Here is a 21,641-nt window from a genome sequence, read left to right as displayed (position 1 = left end):
TCAGGCGGCGCGCGCAGCCGCGACCGGCGCGCTCAGCGCGGCCTTCTTCTCGTCCTTCTTGCCGCCGGCGCCCGGCGGCGGCGCGACCGGCTTCTCGACCGGCATGCCGCGGGCGTCGACATCGAGCTTCTCCGGCGCCAGCGGCGCGCCCGGGCGCACCCGCTGCAGGCCGCTGACCACCACCAGCTCGCCCGGCTTCAGGCCGCTGGTGACCACGCGCATGCCGTCGATCAGCGCGCCGAGCTTGACTTCGCGGAACTCGGCGACGTTGTTGGCGCCGACCACGAACACGAACTTCTTGCTCTGGTCGGTGCCGATCGCACGCTCGGGCGTCAGCACCGCGTCGTAGGAGGTGCTGCCCGCCACCTGCAGCCGGGCGAACAGGCCCGGCGTGAACTGGCCGTCTGCGTTGTCGAACACCGCGCGGATGCGGATCGCGCCGGTCTGGGTGTTGAGGCGGTTGTCGATGAAGTCGACCTTGCCGGTGTGCGGGAAGCCGCTCTCGTTGGCCAGGCCCATCTTCACGTTCAGCTGGGCGTCGTTGGCCTTGCGCAGACGCAGGAAGGTCTGCTCGCTGCCGTCGAAGTAGGCGTAGACCTTGTGCGTGGCCACCAGCGTGGTCAGCACCGTCTTGTCGTCGACCAGGTTGCCGGCGGTGATGTTGGCGCGCGACAGGCGCCCGGCGATCGGCGCGCGCACGGCGGTGTACTCCACGTTGAGGCGTGCCACGCGCAGGGCCGCCTCGGCGGCGCGGATGTCGGCCTGCGAGGTGCGTTCGCCGGAGCCGAGCTGGTCGAACTCCTGGCGCGACACGGCCTTGGCGTCCAGCAGCTTCTGCGCGCGGGCCAGCTCGGCCTTGGCCAGCTCGGCGCGCGACTGCGCGGCGGCGAGCTGCGATTCGGCACGCGCCACCTCGGCCTGGTAGGGGCGGGGATCGATGGTGAACAGCAGCGCGCCCTTCTTGACGGTGGCGCCATCGACGAAGTGCACTCGGTCGATCGTGCCGCCGATGCGCGGCCGGATGTCGACGGTCTCCAGCGCCTCGAGGCGGCCGGTGAACTCCTCGCTGTCGGCGATCGGCTTCTGCACCGCCGGGGCCACCGAGACCGGCGGGGCCGGCGGCGGGCCGCCCTGCGCCTCGGCGCGCTCGCCGCAGGCCGTCAGCACGCCGGCGGCCAGCGACACGGCGATCAGCAGCGCGGCGGCATGTCGGAACGGAACAGGGGAGGCAACGGAGTCACGCATGAGAGCACCTAGGAGAAAGAGGTGGTGAGGCATCGAGGCCTCCGCGACAGCCGTGCGAAGTCCTCCCTGAGGGGCGCACACGTTCGGAGATCGTCCGCCACTCCACGTGTGTCTTTTGTGCAGGAGGGGGATGTTACTGACCCAACGGTCATCAAGCGATGGCCGTGAAATGCCCCCGAAGCCTGCAAGCCTATTGCAGGACGGCTTGCAAGTCTTCGGCCAGCTCTTCATGCGGGCAGGATGCCCTGGGTAGGGGGCTGCCTATACTGGCCCGTCGCTCCACCTCGCGCATCCAGCGCGCATCGCCATGAACGCTCCCGACCGCCTGCCCGGCCTCGACGCCGGCGTCTTGCAGGGCCACGTCGACCAGGCCTGGGACGCGCAGATCGTGCCCGAGCTGATCGACTACATCGCCATCCCCGCCAAGAGCCCGATGTTCGATGCGGGCTGGGCCGCGCACGGCCACATCGACCGCGTGGTGCACCGCGCCGCGGCCTGGGTCGAGCGGCAGCGGCTCGCCGGGCTGAAGCTCGAAGTCATTGCGCTGCGCGAAGCCGACGGCACGCCGCGCACGCCGGTGATCTTCTTCGAGCTGCCGGCCACCACGCCGGGCGGCAATGCGGCCGGCGCGCCCACCGTGCTGCTCTACGGACATCTCGACAAGCAGCCCGAATTCAGCGGCTGGCGCGCCGACCTGGGACCATGGACGCCGAAGCTCGAGGACGGCCTGCTCTACGGCCGCGGCGGCGCCGACGACGGCTATGCGGTCTACGCGGCCGTCACGGCACTGCAGGCGCTCGACGCGCAGGGCGTGCCGCGGCCGCGCTGCGTCGGGCTGATCGAGACCTGCGAGGAGTCGGGCTCGGGCGATCTGCCGGCCTATATCGACGCGCTCAAGCCGCGGCTCGGCGACGTGAGCCTGGTGGTCTGCCTCGACTCCGGCGCGGGCAACTACGACCAGCTCTGGCTCACCACCTCGCTGCGCGGGAACGTCACGGGAACGCTGCGTGTCGAGGTGCTGAGCGAAGGCGTGCACTCCGGCGATTCGAGCGGCATCGTGCCGTCGAGCCTGCGCGTGCTGCGCCAGCTGCTCGACCGGCTGGAGGACGCTGCCACCGGCCGCCTGCTGCCGCAGAGCCTGCACTGCGAGATCCCGGCCGAGCGCATGGCACAGGCCGCCGAGACGGCGCGCGTGCTGGGCGACGAGGTCTGGAAGCGCTTTCCGTGGGCCTGTGGTGCCGACGGCGGCTCGGTGCTGCCGATGACCACCGACGCCACCGAGGCGCTGCTGAACCGCACGTGGCGTCCCACGCTCAGCGTGACCGGCGCCGCCGGCCTGCCGGCCATCGCCGACGCCGGCAACGTGCTGCGGCCGGTCACGGCCTTCAAGCTGAGCCTGCGCCTGCCGCCGCTGGTCGACGGCCACGACGCCGCAGTGCGGCTCAAGGCCTTGCTGGAGGACAACGCGCCCTACAACGCCAAGGTGGTGTTCGCGCCGGACGGCCGGGTCGGCGCCTGGGGGGCCAGCGGCTGGAACGCCCCGCCGATCGAGCCCTGGCTGGAGACGGCGCTGCAGGCGGCCTCGCGCGCGCACTACGGTGCGCCCTGCGGCTACGTCGGCCAGGGCGGCACGATCCCGCTGATGAGCCTGCTGCAGCAGGGCTTCCCGAAGGCCCAGATGATGGTCTGCGGCGTGCTGGGTCCGAAGAGCAACGCCCACGGCCCGAACGAGTTCCTGCACCTGCCCTACGGCAAGCGGCTCACGGCCGCGGTGGCGCAGGTGATCGCGGCGCTGCCTGCCGACGCTGTCGCCTGAGCCCGGCGGCCCCGGTGCCCGGCCGCGACCGACCATGATCCAGGGCCTGGCCGCGCTGCTGTTGTTCCAGTCGCTCGGCGAGGCGATCGCGCAGCTCACGCACGCGCCGGTGCCGGGGCCGGTGATCGGGCTGGTGCTGCTGCTCGCCGGCCTGCTGCTGCGGCAGCGCGTGGGCAAGCCGGCCTGGGCACCGCTCGAGCAGGCGGCCGACGGCCTGCTGGCCCATCTGTCGATCTTCTTCATCCCGGCCGCCGTCGGCGTGATGCTGTACTGGGAGCCATTGGTGCGCGAGGGTCTGGCGTGGGTGGTGGCGCTGGTGGCCAGCACCGCCGCGGCGATCGCCGTCACGGCGTGGTTCCTGTCGCGCCGGCTGGGGTCGGACGACACCGACGACGAGGCGCCGGCGCCATGAGCGAGTCCCGCGCGCTGACGCTGCCGGTCGGCCTGAGCGGCGCGCTGGAGCCGCTGGCCGAGGTGTGGGTCTACCTGGCCGCCACGCCGCTGTTCGGGCTGACGCTGACCCTCGGCGCCTACGTGATCGCCGAGCGCGTGTCGGCGCGCAGCGGGCGCCATCCGCTGGCCAATCCGGTGCTGTGGTCGGTGCTGGCGATCATCGCAGTGCTCGCGGCGACCGGTACGCCCTACCGCCGCTACTTCGAGGGCGCGCAGTTCGTGCATTTCCTGCTCGGCACCGCGACGGTCGCGCTGGCGGTGCCGTTGGCGCGCCTGTGGCCCGAGCTGCGGGCGCGCGCCGGAACCTTGCTACTCGCGCTGTTGCTGGGGGCCGCGACCTCGATCACGGTGGCGCTCGGCACGGCCTGGGCGCTGGGCGGATCGAAGCTGATCCTGGCCTCGTTGCTGCCGAAATCGGTGACGGCACCGATCGCGATGGGCATCGCCGAGCGCATCGGCGGCTCGGCCACGCTGGCGGCCGTGTTCGCGGTGACGACCGGCATCGTCGGCGCGCTGATCGTCACGCCGCTGCTCAACGCGCTGAGCGTGCGCGACTGGGCGGCGCGCGGCTTCGCGGCCGGGCTCGCCGCGCACGGCATCGGCACGGCACGCGCGTGGTCGATCCATCCACGCGCCGGCGCCTACGCCAGCCTGGCGATGGGGCTGCACGGCATCGCCGGCGCACTGCTGCTGCCGTGGCTGGCGCGCTGGCTGGTGGGTTGACGGCGAGCGCGCCGGTTCAGGCGCGGCGGCCGGCCCGCCAGTGACGCCAGCGCCGGAGCCAGGCGGTGCCGGCCCGCGCGACAGCCTGCGCGATCGGCGTCGCGCGCCACCACGCCTTGACGCGCTGTTTGTAGGCCGACCAGGTGTCGAGCGCACGCGCCAGCCAGCGGTAGTGGCGCAGCTGCGGCTCGGTCAGCACGAACAGGCGGCCCAGCAGGGCGGTGCCGAGCAGCTTGGCCGCGGCGATCAGCGCCAGGCCCAGCGCCGCATGACCGGCGTGGACGAGCCCCAGCGCGAGCAGCTTGACGGGCAGCAGCCCCAGCGTCGGCGCCAGGAACAGGGTCAGCGCGAGCGGCGGCGGCGCCCGCCGCAGGCGGTCCTCCAGGCGTGCGATCGGCGGCCAGCGCGTCAGGCGGCCGAGTGCGCGCGACAGCGGTCGCCAGCCCCATTCCTCGAACAGGATCAGCAGCGCGACCGGCACGCCGGCAATGGCGCGCAGCGAGCGCCCCAGCCGGGCGAGGGCGCGGTTCACGCCGGTTCGACGCGGCGCAGCCAGGTGCGCACGATGGCCGCGCCCAGCGGGCCGGCCACCTCGGCGACGAAACGGCCGAAGTCCACGTGGGCGCTGTCGTCGGCGCAGTCGGACAGCGTGCGCAGCACTGCGAAGGGGAGGTCGCAATCGAGGCAGACCTGGGCCACCGCCGCCCCCTCCATCTCCACGGCCAGCGCGTCGGGCAGCTCGGTGCGCAGGGCGGTGCGCTCGAGCGAGGTCGCGACGAAGCGGTCACCACTGACCACCAGGCCCTCGTGCACACGCGGGCGGTCGATGCCGAGCGCGGCGAAGCTGGAGTCGAGCCCGATGCGCTCGGCCTCCAGTGCGTCGCGCGCCGCGCGCGCCAGCGCGTCGCTGAGGTCCGCGTCGGTCGGGAAACGCGAGCGGCCGGTCAGCGGCACTTCGTGGCGCGGAAACAGCGGCGAGGCGTCCATGTCGTGCTGCAGCAGCTCGCGCGCGACCACCACGTCGCCGATCGACGCTGCGGGCTGCAACGCGCCGGCCACGCCGGTGAACACCAGCGCATCGACGCCGTAGCGGTCGGCCAGCAGCAGCGCGGTGGTGGCCGCGGCCACCTTGCCGATGCCCGAACGCACCAGCACCACCTCGTGGCCATCGAGCCGGCCGCGGTGGAAGGCCCGGCCGGCGTGGTGCTCGGTCACGGGCGATTGCAGCGCCGCGAGCAAGGTGCGCAGTTCCTCTTCGAGAGCCGCGACGAGTGCGAAGCGCAACCCCATGGCGGGTCCTGTCAGTGCGTGCTGCCGATCAGGGCAGCAGCAAGGCGCGCCGCGCGGAGCGAGCCACTGCGGTCCCCTTGGCGCGCTCGATCTCGGTCAGCAGGTCGCGGGCCACCGATTGCAGGCCGACCAGACCATCGGCCTTCTCGATCGCCAGCACGAAGCGGTAGCCCTTCATCAGGCCCAGGTGCTGCTTCGCCAGGCTGGGCAGCAGGTCGTAGAGGTCCGAGTAGGACAGCGACGACGCCTCCAGCGCGCCCGGGCCGGTCGCGGTGGCCGTGGCGGCGGACGGTGCGGGTTCGGCCGGTGGCAGGCTCGGCGCGACGCTTGGGCCACCGAGCGGGCTCACGAGGCCGGCATCGACGAGCGTCTGCAGGTCTGCGGCGCTGGCGCCCTGCACCATCGACACCCAGTTCGCGCCGTCCCGGCTGGGATCGATGATCAGCAGCAGATTGCGGGCGGTGCGTGTCAGTGCGTGGACGCGGGCGCGGATCTCGGCGCGGCCCGTCTCAGTCTTCGTGTAGCGATCGGCCATCGTGCATCAACAGCTTGCTCTGCCTCGGTACGATCCAGCGCGCAGTGTACGGGCCGACTTCGGCCAGCGTGCCGCGGTGGGTGACGATAGACCGAAGCCCGTGACCCTGCGCACGCCGTGGCGTCGCGGCTCAGGCCTTGTCGCGCAGCTCGCGGCGCAGGATCTTGCCGACCGGCGTCTTGGGCAGCTCGGTGCGAAATTCGACGATCTTCGGCCGCTTGTAGCCCGTCAGGTTGGCCTCGCAATAGGCGCGCACCTGTTCCTCGGTGACCGCAGGATCGCTGCGCACGATCACCAGCTTGACCGCCTCGCCGCACTTGGCGTCCGCCACGCCGATGGCGGCGCACTCCAGCACGCCCGGCATCTGCGTCACCACTTCCTCGACCTCGTTCGGGTAGACGTTGAAGCCGCTCACCAGGATCATGTCCTTCTTGCGGTCGACGATCCTGAAGTAGCCGCGCTCGTCGGCCACGCCGATGTCGCCGGAGCGGAAGTAGCCGTCGGCCGTCATCACTTTCGCGGTCTCGTCGGGACGCTGCCAGTAGCCGGCCATCACCTGCGGGCCCTTGATCGCGATCTCGCCCGGCGTGCCCGGCGACACCTCGTGGCCGTCGTCGTCGATCAGCTTCAGCAGGGTGTTGGGCATCGGCAGGCCGATGTTGCCGCTGTAGGCGCTGCTGTCGACCGGGTTGCAGGTGGCCGAGGGCGAGGTCTCCGACAGGCCGTAACCCTCCACGATGGGGCAGCCGGTCTTCTCGAGCCAGAGCTTGGCGGTGGCGCTCTGCACCGCCATGCCGCCGCCGACCGAGATCTTCAGATGGCTCCAGTCGACGCTGCCGAAGTCGGCGTGATGCGCCATCGCGTTGAACAGCGTGTTGACTGCCGGGAAGCTGTGGATGCGCTCGCCGCGCAACTGCTTGAACATCGTCGGCAGGTCGCGCGGGTTGGCGATCAGGATGTTGCAGCCGCCCATGCGCAGGCCCAGCATCATGTTCGTGTTGAAGCCGAAGATGTGATAGATCGGCAGCGCGCACACGGTGTTGATCTGCTCGCCGGCGGGGATCTTCTTCAGGGCCGGCTGGTACCAGGCCTCCGACTGCAGGATGTTGGCGACCAGGTGGCGGTGCAGCAGCACCGCGCCCTTGCTCACGCCGGTGGTGCCGCCGGTGTACTGCAGCACCGCGATGTCGTCCGGTCCCACCTTGGCCGCCGCGTACGACTTGCCGCGGCCGGCGGCCAGCGCGTCGTTGAAGCGCACCGCGCCCGGCAGCTCGAACGCCGGCACCATCTTCTTCAGCTTGCGCACCACGGTGTTGACGATCAGCGACTTCGGGAAGCCGAGCAGGTCGCCGAGCGCCGTGACCACCACCTTCTTCGTCGGCGCCGTCGACATCACCTTCTGCAGCACGTGCGCGAAGTTCTCGACGATCACGATGGCCTTCGCGCCCGAATCCTTGAGCTGGTGCTCCAGCTCGCGGGGCGTGTACAGCGGGTTGACGTTGACCACCACGTAGCCGGCACGCAGGATCGCGGCCACCGTGACCGGGTACTGCGGCACGTTGGGCATCATCACCGCGACGCGGTCGCCGGCGGCCAGGCCCAGCGTCTGCAGGTAGGCCGCGAGCGAGCGCGACATCTCGTCGACCTGGGCGAAGCTGAAGGCCTTGCCCATGAACTTGTAGGCGGGCAGGCTGCCGAACTTCTTGAAGCTGTCGTCGATCAGCGCGACCAGCGAGGGGTACTGCGCAACGTCGACGTTGTGCGGCACGCCGGCCGGGTAGTGCTCGAGCCAGATGGGGTCCATGGGCAGCTCCATACGCGAAAAGTCATTCTGACTTCGCGCTGACAGGGCCTCTCTCAGGGAATGCGATAGCCCGTGCTGGAGCGGGCTGTCTAGGGCCCGCCGGCATCATCCCTTCGAAGCGAGGCCCCGAGCCGCGGGGCGATGGCTCACTCGATGGCCTTGACCATGTCCTCGACGACCTTCTTGGCATCACCGAAGACCATCATGGTCTTGTCCATGTAGAACAGCTCGTTGTCCAGGCCCGCGTAGCCGGCGGCCATCGAGCGCTTGTTGACGATGATCGTCTTGGCCTTGTAGGCCTCGAGGATGGGCATGCCGTAGATCGGGCTGCCCTTGGTCATCGCCGCCGGGTTCACCACGTCGTTGGCGCCCAGGATGATGGCCACGTCGGCCTGGCCGAACTCGCCGTTGATGTCCTCCATCTCGAACACCTGGTCGTAGGGCACCTCGGCCTCGGCCAGCAGCACGTTCATGTGACCCGGCATGCGCCCGGCCACCGGATGGATCGCGTACTTGACCGTCACGCCCTTGTGCGTGAGTTTCTCGGCCAGCTCCTTGACCGCATGCTGCGCACGCGCCACCGCCAGACCGTAGCCCGGCACGATCACCACCGTCTCGGCATTGCCCAGCACGAAGGCCGCGTCGTCGGCGCTGCCGCTCTTGACCGGCCGGGCCTCGGCCTTGCCGGCGGTGGCCGCCGTGGCGTCGCCGCCGAAGCCGCCCAGGATCACGTTGAAGAACGAGCGGTTCATCGCCTTGCACATGATGTAGCTCAGGATCGCGCCCGAGCTGCCCACCAGCGAGCCGGCGATGATCAGCATGCTGTTGTTCAGCGAGAAGCCGATGCCCGCAGCGGCCCAGCCCGAGTAGCTGTTGAGCATGGACACCACCACCGGCATGTCGGCGCCGCCGATCGGGATGATGATGGTCACGCCGATCACGAAGGCCAGCGCGAGCAGCAGCGCGAAGTCCAGCTTGGACTCGCTGATCGCGTAGCCGACGATGAAGAACAGCAGCGCCAGGCCGAGCACGGCGTTCAGCGCATGCTGCCCCTTGAACACCACCGGCGCGCCCTGGAACAGGCGGAACTTGTAGCTGCCCGAGAGCTTGCCGAAGGCGATCACCGAACCGCTGAAGGTGATGGCGCCGATGGCCGCGCCCAGCGCCAGCTCGACGCGGTTGCCCACCGGCACCGCGCCGCCCTTTTCGACGATGCCGAAGGCCCAGGGCTCGACCGCCGCGGCGACCGCGATGAACACCGCCGCCAGGCCGATCATGCTGTGGAAGAAGGCGACCAGCTCGGGCATCTTGGTCATCTCGACCGTCTTGGCGCGCCACGCGCCATAGCCGCCGCCGACCACCAGGCCGACCAGGACCCAGCCCAGCCCGAGGGCCGAGCCGGCCAGCTTGACGATCAGTGCCGCGGTGGTGAGCGTGGCGATCGCCATGCCGACCATGCCGAACAGGTTGCCGCGGATCGAGGTGGTCGGGTGGCTCAGGCCCTTCAAGGCCTGGATGAAGCAGACGCTGGCGACCAGATAGAGCAGGGTGACGAGATTGAGGCTCATGGCTTACTTCCCCTGCGCCGTCGCTGCGGGCTTCTTGTCCTTCTTCTTGAACATCTCCAGCATGCGGCGCGTGACGAGGAAGCCGCCGAAGATGTTCACCGCAGCCAGCGCCACCGCCAGCACGCCCATGGTCTTGCCCAGGCCGGTCTCGGTCAGGGCGGCGGCGAGCATCGCGCCGACGATCACGATGGCCGAGATGGCATTGGTCACCGCCATCAGCGGCGTGTGCAGCGCCGGCGTGACGGTCCACACCACGTGGTAGCCGACGTAGATGGCCAGCACGAAGATGATCAGGTTGAGGATGGTGGGACTGACGATGTCCATCTTGTTGTCTCCTGGGGATCAGAACTTGCGGACCGACTCGATGCGGTTGCCCGGCCCGAGCAGCACCACCTTGGGCTTGTGCGTCGCGACCTCGGCGTCGTTCATCGGGGCGTAGGTGCAGATGATCAGCAGGTCGCCGACATGGGCCTTGCGGGCCGCGGCGCCGTTGAGCGAGATCACGCCCGAGCCCGGCGGTGCCGGGATGACGTAGGTGGAGAAGCGCTCGCCGTTGTTGACGTTGTAGAGCTCGATCTGCTCGAACTCGCGCATGTCGGCGGCCTCCAGCAGGGCGGCATCGATGCCGCACGAGCCTTCGTAATGCAGGTCGGCCTCGGTCACCGTGGCGCGATGGAGCTTCGCGCGGAGCATCAGGCGATTCATGTTCTGAGCAACTGCCCGTCGCGGCACATCAAGCAGGCCTTGACGATGTCGTCCTCGAGGTCGATCTTCAGCGCCGCGGCGTCCTTCTCGAGCACGAGCTTCAGGAAGTCGAGCACGTTGCGCGCATACAGCGCCGACGCATCGGCGGCCACCAGCGCAGGCAGGTTGGTCTCGCCGACCAGCGTGACGCCGTGCTTCACCACCGTGCGGCCGGCCTCGGTCAGCGGGCAGTTGCCGCCCTGGGGGGCGGCCATGTCGACGATGACCGAGCCGGGCTTCATGGCCTTGACCATGTCCTCGGTCACCAGCACCGGCGCCGGGCGGCCCGGGATCAGCGCGGTGGTGATCACGATGTCGGCCTGGGCCACGCGCTTGGCGACCTCGACCTTCTGGCGTTCCAGCCACGACGGCGGCATCGGGCGGGCGTAGCCGCCCACGCCCTCGGCGGCTTCCTTCTCCTCGGCGGTCTCGTAGGGCACGTCGATGAACTTGGCGCCCAGCGACTCCACCTGCTCCTTCACCGAGGGGCGCACGTCGGAGGCCTCGATGACGGCGCCCAGGCGCTTGGCGGTGGCGATGGCCTGCAGCCCGGCCACCCCCACGCCCAGGATCACCACCCGCGCGGCTTTCACGGTGCCGGCGGCCGTCATCAGCATCGGGAAGATGCGCTGGTAGCGGTCGGCGCCGATCATCACCGCCTTGTAGCCAGCCAGGTTGGCCTGCGAGCTCAGCACGTCCATGCTCTGTGCGCGCGTGGTGCGCGGAGCGGCCTCGAGGGCGAAGGCGGTCAGCTTCGCGTCGGTCAGGCCCTGCAGCCCGTCCTTGTCGAAGGGGTTGAGCATGCCGATCAGCGCCGTCGACGCCGGGATCAGCGCGCGCTCGGCCACCGAGGGTGCGCGCACCTTCAGCACCAGCGGGCAGCCGAAGGCGCCAGCCGCGTCGGTGATCTCGGCACCGGCGGCCACGTAGGCCTCGTCGGTGACGCTGGCGCTCAGGCCGGCGCCCGCCTGCACATGCAGCGAGTGGCCCTGTGCCTTGAGCTTCTTGACCGTCTCGGGGGTCGCGGCAACGCGGGTTTCTCCCGCAGCCGTCTCGCGCGGCACGCCGATGCGCATGGTGCTGCCTCCTCAGGGCTTGTTGTGTTTGGGGGCGGAGCTTACACAATCCGGAGACCGTCCCCCTTACGATCGTGCATGAAACAAAGATGGAAACCTGCCGTGACCGTGGCTGCGGTCATCGAAAACCAGGGTCGTTTCCTGCTGGTGGAAGAGCAGACGCCCGAAGGCATCTGCCTCAACCAGCCGGCCGGTCACCTCGATCCGGGGGAGTCCTTGCTCGAGGCGGTGGTGCGCGAGGTGCTCGAGGAGACCGCCTGCGTGTTCACGCCGACCGCGCTGCTCGGCGTCTACATGTCGCGCTTCATCCGCAGCGCCCGCAACGAGGACGTGACCTACCTGCGCTTCTCCTACTGCGGCAGCGTCGGCGAGCCGGTGCCCGGCCGTGCGCTCGACAAGGGCATCCTGCGCACGCTGTGGATGACGCCCGAGGAGATCCGCGCCAACGCCCACCGCCACCGCAGCCCGGCGCTGCAGCGCAATGTCGATGACCACCTGGCCGGCATTCGCCATCCGCTCGGCACGGTCTTCGTCGACCCCGGCCTCTACGATCCGGTGGAAAAATCCTGAGGATGAGCGCGAAGAAGGAGCGGGTGGTGGTCGGGCTGAGCGGCGGGGTCGACTCCGCGGTCAGCGCCTGGCTGCTGAAGCAGCAGGGTCATGAGGTGGTCGGCCTGTTCATGAAGAACTGGGAGGACGACGATGACGACGAATACTGCTCGTCGCGCCAGGACTTCCTCGATGCCGCCAGCGTGGCCGACGTGATCGGCATCGAGATCGAGCACGTCAACTTCGCTGCCGAGTACCGGGACCGCGTGTTCGCCGAGTTCCTGCGCGAGTACGAGGCCGGCCGCACACCCAACCCCGACGTCCTGTGCAACGCCGAGATCAAGTTCAAGGCCTTCCTGGACCATGCCCTGCGGCTGGGCGCCGGCAAGATCGCCACCGGACATTACGCCCGGGTTCGCCGCGCACCGGCGCTCCCCGGCATGCCCGATGGGCCTCTTGACGAGTCGAGCGCCGGCGCGCTCGACCGCGCCCGGGTGCGCGAGGCGGGCGGCCGCTTCGAGTTGCTCAAGGGGCTGGACGCGAGCAAGGACCAGAGCTATTTCCTGCACCGCCTGAGCCAGGCGCAGCTGGCGCGCACGCTGTTCCCGGTGGGCGAGTTGCCGAAGACCGAGGTGCGTCGCATCGCCGCGGAGATCAGGCTGCCGGTGGCGGCGAAGAAGGACTCGACCGGCATCTGTTTCATCGGCGAGCGCCCGTTCCGCGAGTTCCTGAACCGCTACCTCGCGCACGCGCCGGGGCCGATCAAGGACGAGCGCGGCCGCACGCTCGGCGAGCACGTGGGGCTGTCCTTCTACACGCTGGGCCAGCGCAAGGGCATCGGCATCGGTGGCGTGAAGGAGCGCGGCGCGGCGCGCGGCGGGGCCGACCATGCACCCTGGTTCGTGGCCCGCAAGGACCGTCCGCACAATACGCTGTACGTGGTGCAGGGCCACGACCATCCGTGGCTGCAGTCGTTCCGGCTGGAGGCCGACGACGCCAGCTGGATCGCCGGCACCCCGCCGGCGCCGGGCGCACTGGCGGCCAAGACCCGTTACCGCCAGGCCGACGCGTCCTGCGTGCTGGCGCCGGGTGCCGACGGTCGCTTCCGGCTCGACTTCGGTGTGCCGCAGTGGGCGGTGACGCCGGGCCAGTCGGCGGTGCTGTACGACGGCGAGGTCTGCCTCGGCGGCGGCGTGATCGCCGCGGCGGCCTGAGGCTGGCGCGGCCGCAGGCCCGGGGGCCTCTGCCTCACCGCGGGCGCGCCAGGTCCAGCGTCCAGTACAGGCCGTAGCTGCTGGCGTTGTTGCGCGCGCAGGCGAGGCCGAGCTCCGTGTAGCCCGGGCTCATCAGGTTGGCGCAGTGGCCGTCGCTGGCCATCCAGCCGTCTACTACCGACTGCAGCGAACCGTAGCCGGCCCCGATGTTCTCGCCCACGCCGGACCAGGCGTAGCCCGCTGCGTCGACGCGGGCGCCGAGCGTGCTGCCGTCCGTCCCGGTGTGCGAGAAGTGATCGTGGTCGGCCATGTCGCGGCTGTGGCGGTAGGCGGCCTGGGCGAGTTGCGCGTCCCAGGCCAGCGCCGGGACGGCGGCGAAGCTGCCGCGCGCGCCGCAGGTGGCTCCGGCCGCGCGGCGCGCATTGACGAGGCGCAGCGCCTCGGCCTGGAAGTCGGCGAAGCCGCAGCTGATCTCCGCGCCGGTGGCGAGCGGGGCGGCCGGGCTGCTGGCGCCGCCGGGCGCGGCGGCGACATCCTCGCTGCCACCGCCCCCACCGCAGGCACCCAGGGCCAACAGCAGCCCCAGGGCGAGGAGGCGGTAGCGGGGCGGCGGCGCGCCGGCGGGACGGGGCTTGGCATGCATGGCGTCGAGCATGCCCGCGGCGCTGGCGGCGAGGCATGACAAAGTGCAACGCCGCGGCCCCGTCTTGTGACGGCTCGCACGCGGCTGGCCGGCGCTATGGGTGCGCCGGCTCCGGCTCCAGCGCCGACAGCAGCGCGGCGGCGAGGATGAGGGCACCGCCGATGAGCAGCTGCGGGCTCGGCACCTGGTCGCCGAGCAGCACCGCCGAGACCGAGGCGAACACGATCTCGGTGAGCATCACCACCGAGGTCACGTTCGCCCGCAGCCGGGCCGCGCCGTACTGCAACGCCAGGTTGGCGGCCAGAAAGGCCAGTGCCAGCATCGCCAGCGGCAGCAGCCAGAACGGCTGCGGTGCCGGCGGCCAGGCCACGCTGCTGGCGGTGCTCAGGCTCAGCGCCAGCGCGCCGGCGACCAGCACGCCGCCGAGGAACATCGCCAGCGCCCGGCCCTCCGGCGGCCGCCGCGACTCGCGCCGCAGCATCACGTTGTTGAGCGCGAAGCTGAAGCCGCCGACGATGCCCAGCAGGTCCGCCAGACTCGACGGCAGCGGCCAGCCGGCGCCGGCGGGCTTCAGCACGATCGCCGCACCGGCCAGCGCCAGCAGCACGCGGAAGAGCGCCCAGCGCGTGAGCCGCTCCTGCAGCAGCAGGCGTGCGAGCAGGGCGGTCCACAGCGGCATCAGATAGAACAGCAGCACCACACGGACCACGTCGCCGATCGTCACCGCCCAGTTGAACGCGGCATTGGTGGTGCCCGCCGCCAGTACCAGCACCCACAGCACCGGCGTGCGCCGCAGTTGGCCCGGGGCCTGCGGCCAGCGCAGCACGATCACCGCGACCGCCAGGCCATAGACCAACGCGGTCGCCCACAGCGGGTGCAGGCCGAACGAATGGAGCTGCCGGAACGGCCACCACGACACGCCCCACACGAAGGCGTTGAGCATCAACGCCAGCACCGCCAGCAGCGGCACGGCCGGCGGCCTGCCGGCGTGCTGCGGAGCACCCGTCATTGCGGGTCGCTGCGGGCCAGCGCGATCAGGTGATCGACCTCGTCCTTGTGGCGCACGCAGTTGTTGCGGTGCCAGCGCTGGATCAGCCACATCGAGCCGGCGACCACCACGCCGAAGATCGTGATCGCGCCGAAGGCCGACAGGCCGAAGCGCGTCATGCCGGTGTAGAAGGCGCCGAGGCCGAGGATGCAGGCCTGCTCGTTGAAGTTCTGCACCGCGATCGAGCGGCCCGCACCCATCAGGTTGTGACCGCGGTGCTGCAGCAGTGCGTTCATCGGCACCACGAGGAAGCCGCCCAGGCCGCCCAGCAGCACCAGGAAGGGCGCTGCCACCCACACGTTGGAGATGAAGTTCATGCCGATCACCAGCACGCCCATCGCGATGCCCAGCGGGATCACGAGCGTGGCCTGGTCGAGCCGCATGCGCACCGAGGCCAGCACGGCACCGATCGCCGTGCCGATCGCCACCACCCCGACCAGCGACGAAGCCTGCGTGGTGCCGTAGCCCAGCGCCGCGGCGGCCCAGGCCAGCACGATGTAGCGCAGGTTGCCCGAGACGCCCCAGAACAGGGTGGTGGTCGCCAGCGAGATCTGGCCCAGCTTGTCGTTCCACAGCCGCGCATTGCAGGCCGAGAAGTCGCGCACCAGCGCGACGACGCTGTGCGCGACCGGCTGCAGCGGCGCTTGCGTGCGCGGGATGTAGAGATTGAACACGGCGGCCACGACGTAGAGCGAGGTGAGCGCGGCGATGGCGGCCTCGGGCGCGGTGTCGATGCCGGTGTCGATCAGCGGCAGGTCGATCGCCAGCAGCGTGGGCGCGACCGCGCGACCCACCAGCTGTCCGCCGAGCAGCACGCCGAGGATGATGGAGCCGATCGTCAGGCCTTCGATCCAGCCGTTGGCCTTGACCAGCTGCGAGGGCGGCAGCAGCTCGGTCAGGATGCCGTACTTGGCCGGTGAATAGGCTGCGGCGCCCAGCCCGACCACCGCGAACGCCACCAGCGGGTGCGAGCCGAACAGCATCATCAGGCAGCCGACGACCTTGATGGTGTTCGAGATGAACATCACCTTGCCCTTGGGCACCGCATCGGCGAACGCGCCGACGAAGGGCGCCAGCACCACGTAGAACAGGGCGAACATCGGCACCAGCGCGGCGCGCTGCCACTCGGGCTGACCGGAGGTCCTCAACAACTCGACGGCCGCGACAAACAGGGCGTTGTCGGCCAGCGAGCTGAAGAACTGCGCCGACATGATGGTGTAGAAACCTTTTTTCATCCGCTCGTCGGCTGCGGCATCCGGGATCGACCGGTGCCAAACTGTCTCCCTGCGGCGCGGGTTATAGCACGCGGTCCTGGCAGTCTCCGGGCGCCGCACCGGGGTATCAGGACGGCTGATGTACCTTGAATTTGCCTGCGTGCGGCCCTGCCGCCGCTTCGGCGCATGCACACTTGCGACATGCCGCGCCCCATCGAAGCCCTGATCCACGCCGAGGCCCTGACGCACAACCTGGCCCGCGCCCGAGCGGCCGTTCCCGACGCGCGGGTGTGGGCGGTGGTCAAGGCCCATGCCTACGGCCACGGCATCGCGCGTGTCTTCGAGGCGCTCCGTGCGGCCGACGGCTTCGCGCTGCTCGATCTGGCCGAGGCGCAGCAACTGCGCGACCTGGGGTGGCGCGGCCCGATCCTGCTGCTCGAGGGCGTGTTCGAACCGCGCGACCTGGAGCTTTGCTCGCGCCTGAACCTCTGGCACACGGTGCACTGCGAGGCGCAGATCGACTGGCTGGCGATGCACAAGACCCACCAGCCGCACCGGGTGTTCCTGAAGATGAACAGCGGCATGAACCGGCTGGGCTTCCGGCCCGCGGCGTTCCGCGCGGCGTGGACGCGGCTCCATGCGCTGCCGCAGGTCGACGAGATCTCGCTGATGAGTCACTTCTCGGACGCCGACGGCGGCCGCGGCATCGCCGCGGCGATGCAGGTCTTCGACGACGCCACGCGCGACCTGCCGGGCGAACGCAGCCTCTGCAACAGCGCGGCCACGCTGCGCCACGGCGCCGACGCTGCGGTGCGTGCCGACTGGGTGCGCGCCGGCATCATGCTGTATGGCTCCGCGCCCGATTTCCCCTCGCACGACATCGCCCACTGGGACCTGCAGCCGACGATGACGCTGCGCGCGCGACTGATCGGCACGCAGGATCTGCAGGCCGGCGACACGGTGGGCTATGGCAGCCGCTTCACCGCCGAGGCGCCGATGCGCATCGGCGTGGTGGCCTGTGGCTATGCGGACGGCTACCCGCGTCACGCGCCGAGCGGCACGCCGGTGCTGGTCGATGGCGTGCGCACGCGGCTGGTCGGGCGGGTGTCGATGGACATGGTGACCGTCGACCTGGGCGGGCTGCCCCAGGCCGCGCGCGGCAGCGAGGTCACGCTGTGGGGTCGGGCGTCGTCCGGCGCGGTGCTGCCGATCGATGAGGTCGCCCACGCGGCCGGCACGGTGGGGTACGAACCGATGTGCGCGCTGGCCGCGCGCGTGCCGGTGCGGCTGGACGCCGCCGGCTGACCCGGCATGCAGCCGCGGCGCCGTCCTACAGCAGCGGCCCCGAGCCCCAGGCAACATCGGTCCCACGTTCATCAGGGGCCCGCCGATGCCACGCTACCTCGTCGCCTATGTCGCCGCACTCGCGGTGCTCGCCGTGCTGGACGCGCTGTGGCTCGGGGCGGTCGCCAAGGACTTCTATCGCGGGCAGATCGGCCCCCTGATGGCGGAGCAGGTGCGCTTCGGTGTCGCGGCATGTTTCTATCTGCTGTACATCGTCGGTGTGGTCGTGTTCGCCGTGGTCCCGGCGCTCGCGGCGGAGTCCGTGACGCGCGCGCTGATGCTGGGCGCGCTGTTCGGCTTCTTCGCCTACATGACCTACGACCTCACCAACCTGGCCACGCTGCGCGGCTGGTCATGGCAGGTCACGCTGACTGATATCGCCTGGGGGAGCTTCGTGTCCGCCGTCGCGGCCGGGGCCGGCTGCGCCGCAGCGCTGCGTTTCGGGCGCTGACCGGGCGCGCGGGCCCGTCATCCACTTCGGCATCGGTTGTGCCAATATCGGCCGTTCCTTCAACTGCCTCTCCCGGGAGACTTTCGCCATGGGCATCATTACCACCCTGATCGTCGGTCTGATCGTCGGCGCGCTGGCGCGTTTCGTGATGCCGGGCGAGCAGAAGATGGGCTGGATCCTGACCTGCGTGCTCGGCATCGCTGGGTCGTTCCTCGCCGGCTTCGTGGGTCAGTCGCTGGGTTGGTATGCGGTCGGCGAGCCGGCAGGCTGGATCGCCTCGGTGCTGGGCGCGGTGGTGCTGCTGTTCATCGTCGGCAAGCTGAGCGCTTCCAAGGCCTGAGCGCAGAGGCCGCGCGGTGTCCGCCGATCCCGCCCTGGAGCGGCACTGCCGCCGCCTCGTGCGGCGGCAGGCGCTGAAGGCCGCCGGCGTGTCGGTGCTGCCGGTGCCGGGCGCCGATCTGTTCGTCAACGGCCAGTTGCTGGCGTCCACGCTCGGGCAGATCAGCGTGGCGCACGGGCTCGGGCCCGACCAGGTGGCGCGCCTGCCGGCGCCGTTGCGCAACCGGGTCGACGACCTGGCGATGGAGGTCGGCAGCTACCTGATCGGCCGAGCGCTGACGCAGGGCGTGCTGATCAGTGCGCTGCGCGGGCTCGGGGTCCGTCTGGGCGTGCAGCAGGCCGCCAAGTTCGCGCCGGTGGCCGGCCAGGTGGCGTCGGCTGCGCTGTCGGGCTGGATGTTCAAGCGCCTGTGCGACCGCCACCTCCTGCACTGCCAGCAGGTACGCGCTGCATTGCCCGAACTGCCGGCACCGCCGCCGCTGCCGGCCCTGCCTCACACCTGGGCGGCCCACTGATGAGCGATCGGCCGCTGCACCAGCTCATGATGAGCGTGCTGATGACGCCGGACATGGCCAATTTCTCTGGCAATGTCCACGGCGGCACGATCCTGAAGCTGCTCGATCAGGTGGCCTATGCCTGCGCGAGCCGCTACGCGGGCCGCTACGTGGTCACCGTGTCGGTCGACCAGGTGGTGTTCCGCGAGGCGATCCACGTCGGCGAACTGGTCACCTTCCTTGCGTCGGTCAACCTGACCGGCAGCTCGTCGATGGAGATCGGCATCAAGGTGGTGGCCGAGAACATCCGCACGCAGGTCGTGCGCCACGCCAACAGCTGCTTCTTCACGATGGTGGCGGTGGACGATGCCGGCAAGCCCACCGCGGTGCCGCCGCTGCAGCCCGCCACGCCCGACGAGACGCGCCGCCACAGCGAGGCCCTGCAGCGCAAGGCGCTGCGCCGCGAGCTCGACGCTCGGCTGCGCGACATCAAGGGCGGCCCGGCGTGAACCGGGAGGCGCTGGCCGCGCTGCTGGCGCGCGAGGCCGAGTGCACCGCGGTGCGCGCCCAGGGCGCCGGCGGCCAGAACGTCAACAAGGTGTCGAGCGCGATCCACCTGCGCTTCGACGTGCCCGCCTCGTCGCTGCCCCCGGCACACAGGGCGCGCCTGCTGGCGCTCAACGACCAACGGCTCAGCAGCGACGGCGTGATCGTCATCAAGGCGCAGGAGCAGCGCACCCAGGCGCGCAACCGCGAGGACGCGCTGCAGCGCCTGCTGGAACTGGTGGCCAGCGTGGCGACGCCGCCGCGCAAGCGGATCGCGACGAAGCCGACCTTCGGCTCGAAGCAGCGGCGGCTGGAGAGCAAGGCGCGCGACGGGCAGATCAAGGCACTGCGCCGCCGCGCGATCGACTGAGTCCGGCGGCTCGGGTAGCCCGGCGGGCCGCGCCACAATGCGGCGAATGGCCAAGGACAAGACGAACTACACCTGCAGCGAATGCGGCGGCACGAGCCCCAAGTGGCTGGGCAAGTGTCCGGCCTGCGGGGCCTGGAACACGCTGGAGGAGACTGTCGCCGAGCCGGCCGCGGCCACGCGGCATCGCTTCCAGTCGCTGGCGCGCAGCCAGCCCGTGGCCACGCTCAGCGAGATCGACGCGGCCGACGTCGCGCGCACGCCCACCGGCATCGAGGAACTCGATCGCGTGCTCGGCGGCGGCATCGTCGCCGGCGGCGTGGTGCTGATCGGCGGCGACCCGGGCATCGGCAAGTCGACGCTGCTGCTGCAGGCGGTCGACGCGCTGTCGGCGCAGATGAGGGTGCTGTACGTCAGCGGCGAGGAGAGCGGCGCGCAGCTCGCGCTGCGCTCGCGCCGGCTCGGCCTGGACGGCAGCCGCGTGCGGGTGCTGGCCGAGATCCACCTCGAGAAGATCCAGGCCACGATCGACGCCGAGCAGCCGGCCTTCTGCGTGATCGACTCGATCCAGACCGTCTATTCGGACCAGCTCACGTCGGCCCCGGGCTCGGTGGCCCAGGTGCGCGAGTGCGCCGCCCAGCTCACGCGCACCGCCAAGTCCAGCGGCACCAGCATCGTTCTGGTCGGCCACGTGACGAAGGAGGGTGCGCTGGCCGGGCCGCGCGTGCTGGAGCACATCGTCGATACCGTGCTGTACTTCGAGGGCGACACGCACAGCAGCTTCCGTCTCGTGCGGGCCATCAAGAACCGCTACGGCGCGGTCAACGAGATCGGTGTGTTCGCGATGACCGAGCGCGGCCTCAAGGGCGTGGCCAACCCGAGCGCGATCTTCCTCTCGACCCACGGCGAACCGGTCCCGGGCTCCTGCGTGATGGTCACGCTCGAAGGCACCCGCCCGCTGCTGGTGGAGATCCAGGCGCTGGTCGACAGCGGCGGGCCCAGTCCGCGGCGCCTGTCGGTCGGCCTGGAGCGCGACCGACTGGCGATGCTGCTCGCGGTGCTGCACCGTCATGCCGGCATCGCCTGCATGGACCAGGACGTGTTCGTCAACGCGGTCGGCGGCGTGCGCATCAGCGAGCCGGCGGCCGACCTGGCGGTGATGCTGGCGATCCAGAGCTCGCTGCGCGGGCGGCCGCTGCCGCGCGGCTTCATCGCCTTCGGCGAGGTCGGTCTGGCCGGCGAGGTGCGACCTGCGCCGCGCGGCCAGGAGCGCCTGAAGGAGGCGGCCAAGCTGGGGTTCAGTGTCGCGGTGCTGCCGAAGGCCAATGCACCGAAGAAGCCGATCGAGGGCCTGCGGATCCACGCCGTCGAGCGCGTCGAGCAGGCGATCGACGTGCTGCGGGAGCTGTCATGAGCGATGCGACCTTCGCGGACCTGCCCGCGCCGCCCTACTACGCGGTGGTCTTCAGCAGCCGACGCGCGCCGGCTGTCCTGGACAGCGACGACGGCTACGACGCGATGGCCGGCCGCATGGTCGAGGTCGCCGCCACGCAGCCGGGATTCCTGGGGGTGGAAAGCGCGCGCGACGTCGAGGGCTTCGGCATCACCGTGTCCTACTGGCGCAGCCTGGCCGACATCGCTGCATGGAAGGCACACGCCGAGCACAGCGTGGCGCGCGAGCGTGGCCGGCAGGGCTGGTACACGCACTACGAATTGCGGATCGCGCGGGTCGAGCGCGCCTATGGCGGACCGCCCGCGCACGAGGGGCCGGCATGTTGAACCGACCCGGGATGGGCTGGGGCCTGGCCGCCGCGGGCCTGGTGGTGGGCTACTGGGGCTATGGCTGGCCGGGGCTGGCCCTGGCGGCGACGGCGATCGTGTTCTGGCTGCTGCTGCAGTTCAGCCGCGCGATGCGCGTGATGCGCCAGGCTGGCAGCGGGCCGATCGGTCAGGTCGGCAGCGCCGTGATGCTCAACGCCAGGCTGCGGCCGGGCCTGACGATGCTGGAGATCCTGCCGCTGACCGGCAGTCTGGGGGTGGTGATCGGCGACCCGGCCGACGAGGCCTTTCGCTGGCGTGACGCTGGCGGCGCCAGCGTACGCCTGCAGCTCGAGCGCGGGCGCCTGCAGTCGTGGGTGCTCGAACGCGAGGACGCGGCGGCGCCCGATCGCTAGCGGG

General features: G+C 70.8%; 26 protein-coding genes. 14 read left to right on the top strand and 12 right to left on the bottom strand.

Going from position 1 to position 21,641, the window contains the following annotated elements:
* The gene (locus tag MPE_RS18085) at window positions 1-1,245 is read right to left on the bottom strand and encodes an efflux RND transporter periplasmic adaptor subunit (protein WP_011831152.1); all 1,245 of its coding nucleotides are present in this window, start codon (window positions 1,243-1,245) and stop codon (window positions 1-3) included.
* 307 nt (window positions 1,246-1,552) lie between these two features.
* Here MPE_RS18085 and MPE_RS18080 point away from each other — a divergent pair, with 307 nt between their 5' ends.
* Genes MPE_RS18080 through MPE_RS18070 form a run of 3 tightly spaced genes read left to right on the top strand, consistent with a single transcriptional unit; the run spans window position 1,553 to window position 4,237 of the window.
* Window positions 1,553-3,061, top strand: a complete 1,509-nt coding sequence (locus tag MPE_RS18080; protein ID WP_011831151.1) for a M20 family metallopeptidase — start codon at window positions 1,553-1,555, stop codon at window positions 3,059-3,061.
* A 34-nt stretch (window positions 3,062-3,095) separates the two neighbouring features.
* Window positions 3,096-3,473: a CidA/LrgA family protein gene (locus MPE_RS18075; RefSeq protein ID WP_011831150.1), complete on the top strand. Its 378-nt coding sequence runs from the start codon at window positions 3,096-3,098 to the stop codon at window positions 3,471-3,473.
* Window positions 3,470-4,237 (top strand): LrgB family protein, encoded by a 768-nt coding sequence (locus tag MPE_RS18070; protein WP_011831149.1) that lies wholly within the window; start codon window positions 3,470-3,472, stop codon window positions 4,235-4,237. The genes MPE_RS18075 and MPE_RS18070 overlap by 4 nt, the downstream gene beginning before the upstream one ends.
* Before the next feature lie 16 nt (window positions 4,238-4,253).
* Here MPE_RS18070 and MPE_RS18065 read toward each other — a convergent pair whose 3' ends face one another.
* The 8 genes from MPE_RS18065 to MPE_RS18030 all read right to left on the bottom strand — a co-directional run bounded on the left by MPE_RS18065 (window position 4,254) and on the right by MPE_RS18030 (window position 11,254).
* Window positions 4,254-4,769, bottom strand: coding sequence for a hypothetical protein (locus MPE_RS18065; protein ID WP_011831148.1), 516 nt, complete (start codon window positions 4,767-4,769; stop codon window positions 4,254-4,256).
* Window positions 4,766-5,527 (bottom strand): 5'-methylthioadenosine/adenosylhomocysteine nucleosidase, encoded by a 762-nt coding sequence (locus MPE_RS18060; protein WP_011831147.1) that lies wholly within the window; start codon window positions 5,525-5,527, stop codon window positions 4,766-4,768. Before MPE_RS18060 ends, MPE_RS18065 begins: the two co-directional genes overlap by 4 nt.
* 28 nt (window positions 5,528-5,555) lie before the next feature.
* On the bottom strand, window positions 5,556-6,062 hold the full coding sequence (locus tag MPE_RS18055; RefSeq protein WP_011831146.1) for a hypothetical protein: 507 nt from the start codon (window positions 6,060-6,062) through the stop codon (window positions 5,556-5,558).
* A gap of 130 nt (window positions 6,063-6,192) precedes the next feature.
* The gene (locus MPE_RS18050) at window positions 6,193-7,866 is read right to left on the bottom strand and encodes a long-chain-fatty-acid--CoA ligase (protein ID WP_011831145.1); all 1,674 of its coding nucleotides are present in this window, start codon (window positions 7,864-7,866) and stop codon (window positions 6,193-6,195) included.
* 146 nt (window positions 7,867-8,012) lie between these two features.
* Window positions 8,013-9,434, bottom strand: a complete 1,422-nt coding sequence (locus tag MPE_RS18045; protein WP_011831144.1) for an NAD(P)(+) transhydrogenase (Re/Si-specific) subunit beta — start codon at window positions 9,432-9,434, stop codon at window positions 8,013-8,015.
* Between the two features lie 3 nt (window positions 9,435-9,437).
* Window positions 9,438-9,758 carry an NAD(P) transhydrogenase subunit alpha part 2 gene (locus MPE_RS18040; RefSeq protein WP_011831143.1) on the bottom strand — a complete coding sequence of 107 codons (321 nt, stop codon included), beginning with the start codon at window positions 9,756-9,758 and terminating at the stop codon, window positions 9,438-9,440.
* Window positions 9,759-9,776: 18 nt separating this feature from the next.
* A complete protein-coding gene (gene panD / locus MPE_RS18035; RefSeq protein ID WP_011831142.1) occupies window positions 9,777-10,139 on the bottom strand; it encodes an aspartate 1-decarboxylase in 363 nt (120 codons plus the stop codon).
* Window positions 10,136-11,254 (bottom strand): Re/Si-specific NAD(P)(+) transhydrogenase subunit alpha, encoded by a 1,119-nt coding sequence (locus tag MPE_RS18030; protein ID WP_011831141.1) that lies wholly within the window; start codon window positions 11,252-11,254, stop codon window positions 10,136-10,138. Before MPE_RS18030 ends, panD begins: the two co-directional genes overlap by 4 nt.
* Window positions 11,255-11,332: 78 nt before the next feature.
* Between MPE_RS18030 and MPE_RS18025 the strand changes: the two genes are divergently transcribed.
* Both MPE_RS18025 and MPE_RS18020 read left to right on the top strand, forming a co-directional pair.
* Window positions 11,333-11,824 (top strand): NUDIX hydrolase, encoded by a 492-nt coding sequence (locus MPE_RS18025; protein ID WP_036234772.1) that lies wholly within the window; start codon window positions 11,333-11,335, stop codon window positions 11,822-11,824.
* Between the two features lie 2 nt (window positions 11,825-11,826).
* A complete protein-coding gene (locus tag MPE_RS18020) occupies window positions 11,827-13,017 on the top strand; it encodes an MnmA/TRMU family protein (protein WP_011831139.1) in 1,191 nt (396 codons plus the stop codon).
* A 34-nt stretch (window positions 13,018-13,051) separates the two neighbouring features.
* On the opposite strand, the gene MPE_RS18015 is transcribed toward MPE_RS18020, so the two are convergent.
* The 3 genes from MPE_RS18015 to lplT all read right to left on the bottom strand — a co-directional run bounded on the left by MPE_RS18015 (window position 13,052) and on the right by lplT (window position 15,943).
* Window positions 13,052-13,660, bottom strand: a complete 609-nt coding sequence (locus tag MPE_RS18015) for a CAP domain-containing protein (RefSeq protein WP_041930293.1) — start codon at window positions 13,658-13,660, stop codon at window positions 13,052-13,054.
* Between the two features lie 94 nt (window positions 13,661-13,754).
* Window positions 13,755-14,669 carry a DMT family transporter gene (locus tag MPE_RS18010; RefSeq protein WP_011831137.1) on the bottom strand — a complete coding sequence of 305 codons (915 nt, stop codon included), beginning with the start codon at window positions 14,667-14,669 and terminating at the stop codon, window positions 13,755-13,757.
* Window positions 14,666-15,943, bottom strand: a complete 1,278-nt coding sequence (gene lplT, locus MPE_RS18005; protein WP_011831136.1) for a lysophospholipid transporter LplT — start codon at window positions 15,941-15,943, stop codon at window positions 14,666-14,668. Before lplT ends, MPE_RS18010 begins: the two co-directional genes overlap by 4 nt.
* Before the next feature lie 180 nt (window positions 15,944-16,123).
* On the opposite strand from lplT, the gene alr reads away from it, so the two are divergent.
* The 9 genes from alr (at window position 16,124) to MPE_RS17960 (ending at window position 21,637) form a co-directional block, all read left to right on the top strand.
* A complete protein-coding gene (gene alr / locus MPE_RS18000; RefSeq protein WP_011831135.1) occupies window positions 16,124-17,227 on the top strand; it encodes an alanine racemase in 1,104 nt (367 codons plus the stop codon).
* An 85-nt stretch (window positions 17,228-17,312) separates the two neighbouring features.
* A complete protein-coding gene (locus MPE_RS17995) occupies window positions 17,313-17,717 on the top strand; it encodes a DUF2177 family protein (protein ID WP_011831134.1) in 405 nt (134 codons plus the stop codon).
* 88 nt (window positions 17,718-17,805) lie between these two features.
* Window positions 17,806-18,057 (top strand): GlsB/YeaQ/YmgE family stress response membrane protein, encoded by a 252-nt coding sequence (locus MPE_RS17990; RefSeq protein ID WP_011831133.1) that lies wholly within the window; start codon window positions 17,806-17,808, stop codon window positions 18,055-18,057.
* 16 nt (window positions 18,058-18,073) lie between these two features.
* Entirely contained in the window at window positions 18,074-18,571 is a 498-nt protein-coding gene (locus MPE_RS17985) for a hypothetical protein (RefSeq protein WP_011831132.1), read from the top strand.
* Window positions 18,571-19,059 (top strand): acyl-CoA thioesterase, encoded by a 489-nt coding sequence (locus MPE_RS17980; protein ID WP_011831131.1) that lies wholly within the window; start codon window positions 18,571-18,573, stop codon window positions 19,057-19,059. The genes MPE_RS17985 and MPE_RS17980 overlap by 1 nt, the downstream gene beginning before the upstream one ends.
* Window positions 19,056-19,466, top strand: a complete 411-nt coding sequence (gene arfB, locus MPE_RS17975; protein WP_011831130.1) for an alternative ribosome rescue aminoacyl-tRNA hydrolase ArfB — start codon at window positions 19,056-19,058, stop codon at window positions 19,464-19,466. Before MPE_RS17980 ends, arfB begins: the two co-directional genes overlap by 4 nt.
* Window positions 19,467-19,512: 46 nt before the next feature.
* A complete protein-coding gene (gene radA / locus MPE_RS17970) occupies window positions 19,513-20,877 on the top strand; it encodes a DNA repair protein RadA (protein WP_036234903.1) in 1,365 nt (454 codons plus the stop codon).
* Window positions 20,874-21,242: an antibiotic biosynthesis monooxygenase family protein gene (locus tag MPE_RS17965; RefSeq protein ID WP_011831128.1), complete on the top strand. Its 369-nt coding sequence runs from the start codon at window positions 20,874-20,876 to the stop codon at window positions 21,240-21,242. Before radA ends, MPE_RS17965 begins: the two co-directional genes overlap by 4 nt.
* Window positions 21,236-21,637: a hypothetical protein gene (locus tag MPE_RS17960; protein ID WP_011831127.1), complete on the top strand. Its 402-nt coding sequence runs from the start codon at window positions 21,236-21,238 to the stop codon at window positions 21,635-21,637. Before MPE_RS17965 ends, MPE_RS17960 begins: the two co-directional genes overlap by 7 nt.
* Window positions 21,638-21,641 lie beyond the last annotated feature (4 nt).

It is taken from the genome of Methylibium petroleiphilum PM1, from assembly GCF_000015725.1.
Lineage (GTDB): Bacteria > Pseudomonadota > Gammaproteobacteria > Burkholderiales > Burkholderiaceae_C > Methylibium > Methylibium petroleiphilum.
This window is presented reverse-complemented; position numbering and strand designations above follow the sequence as displayed.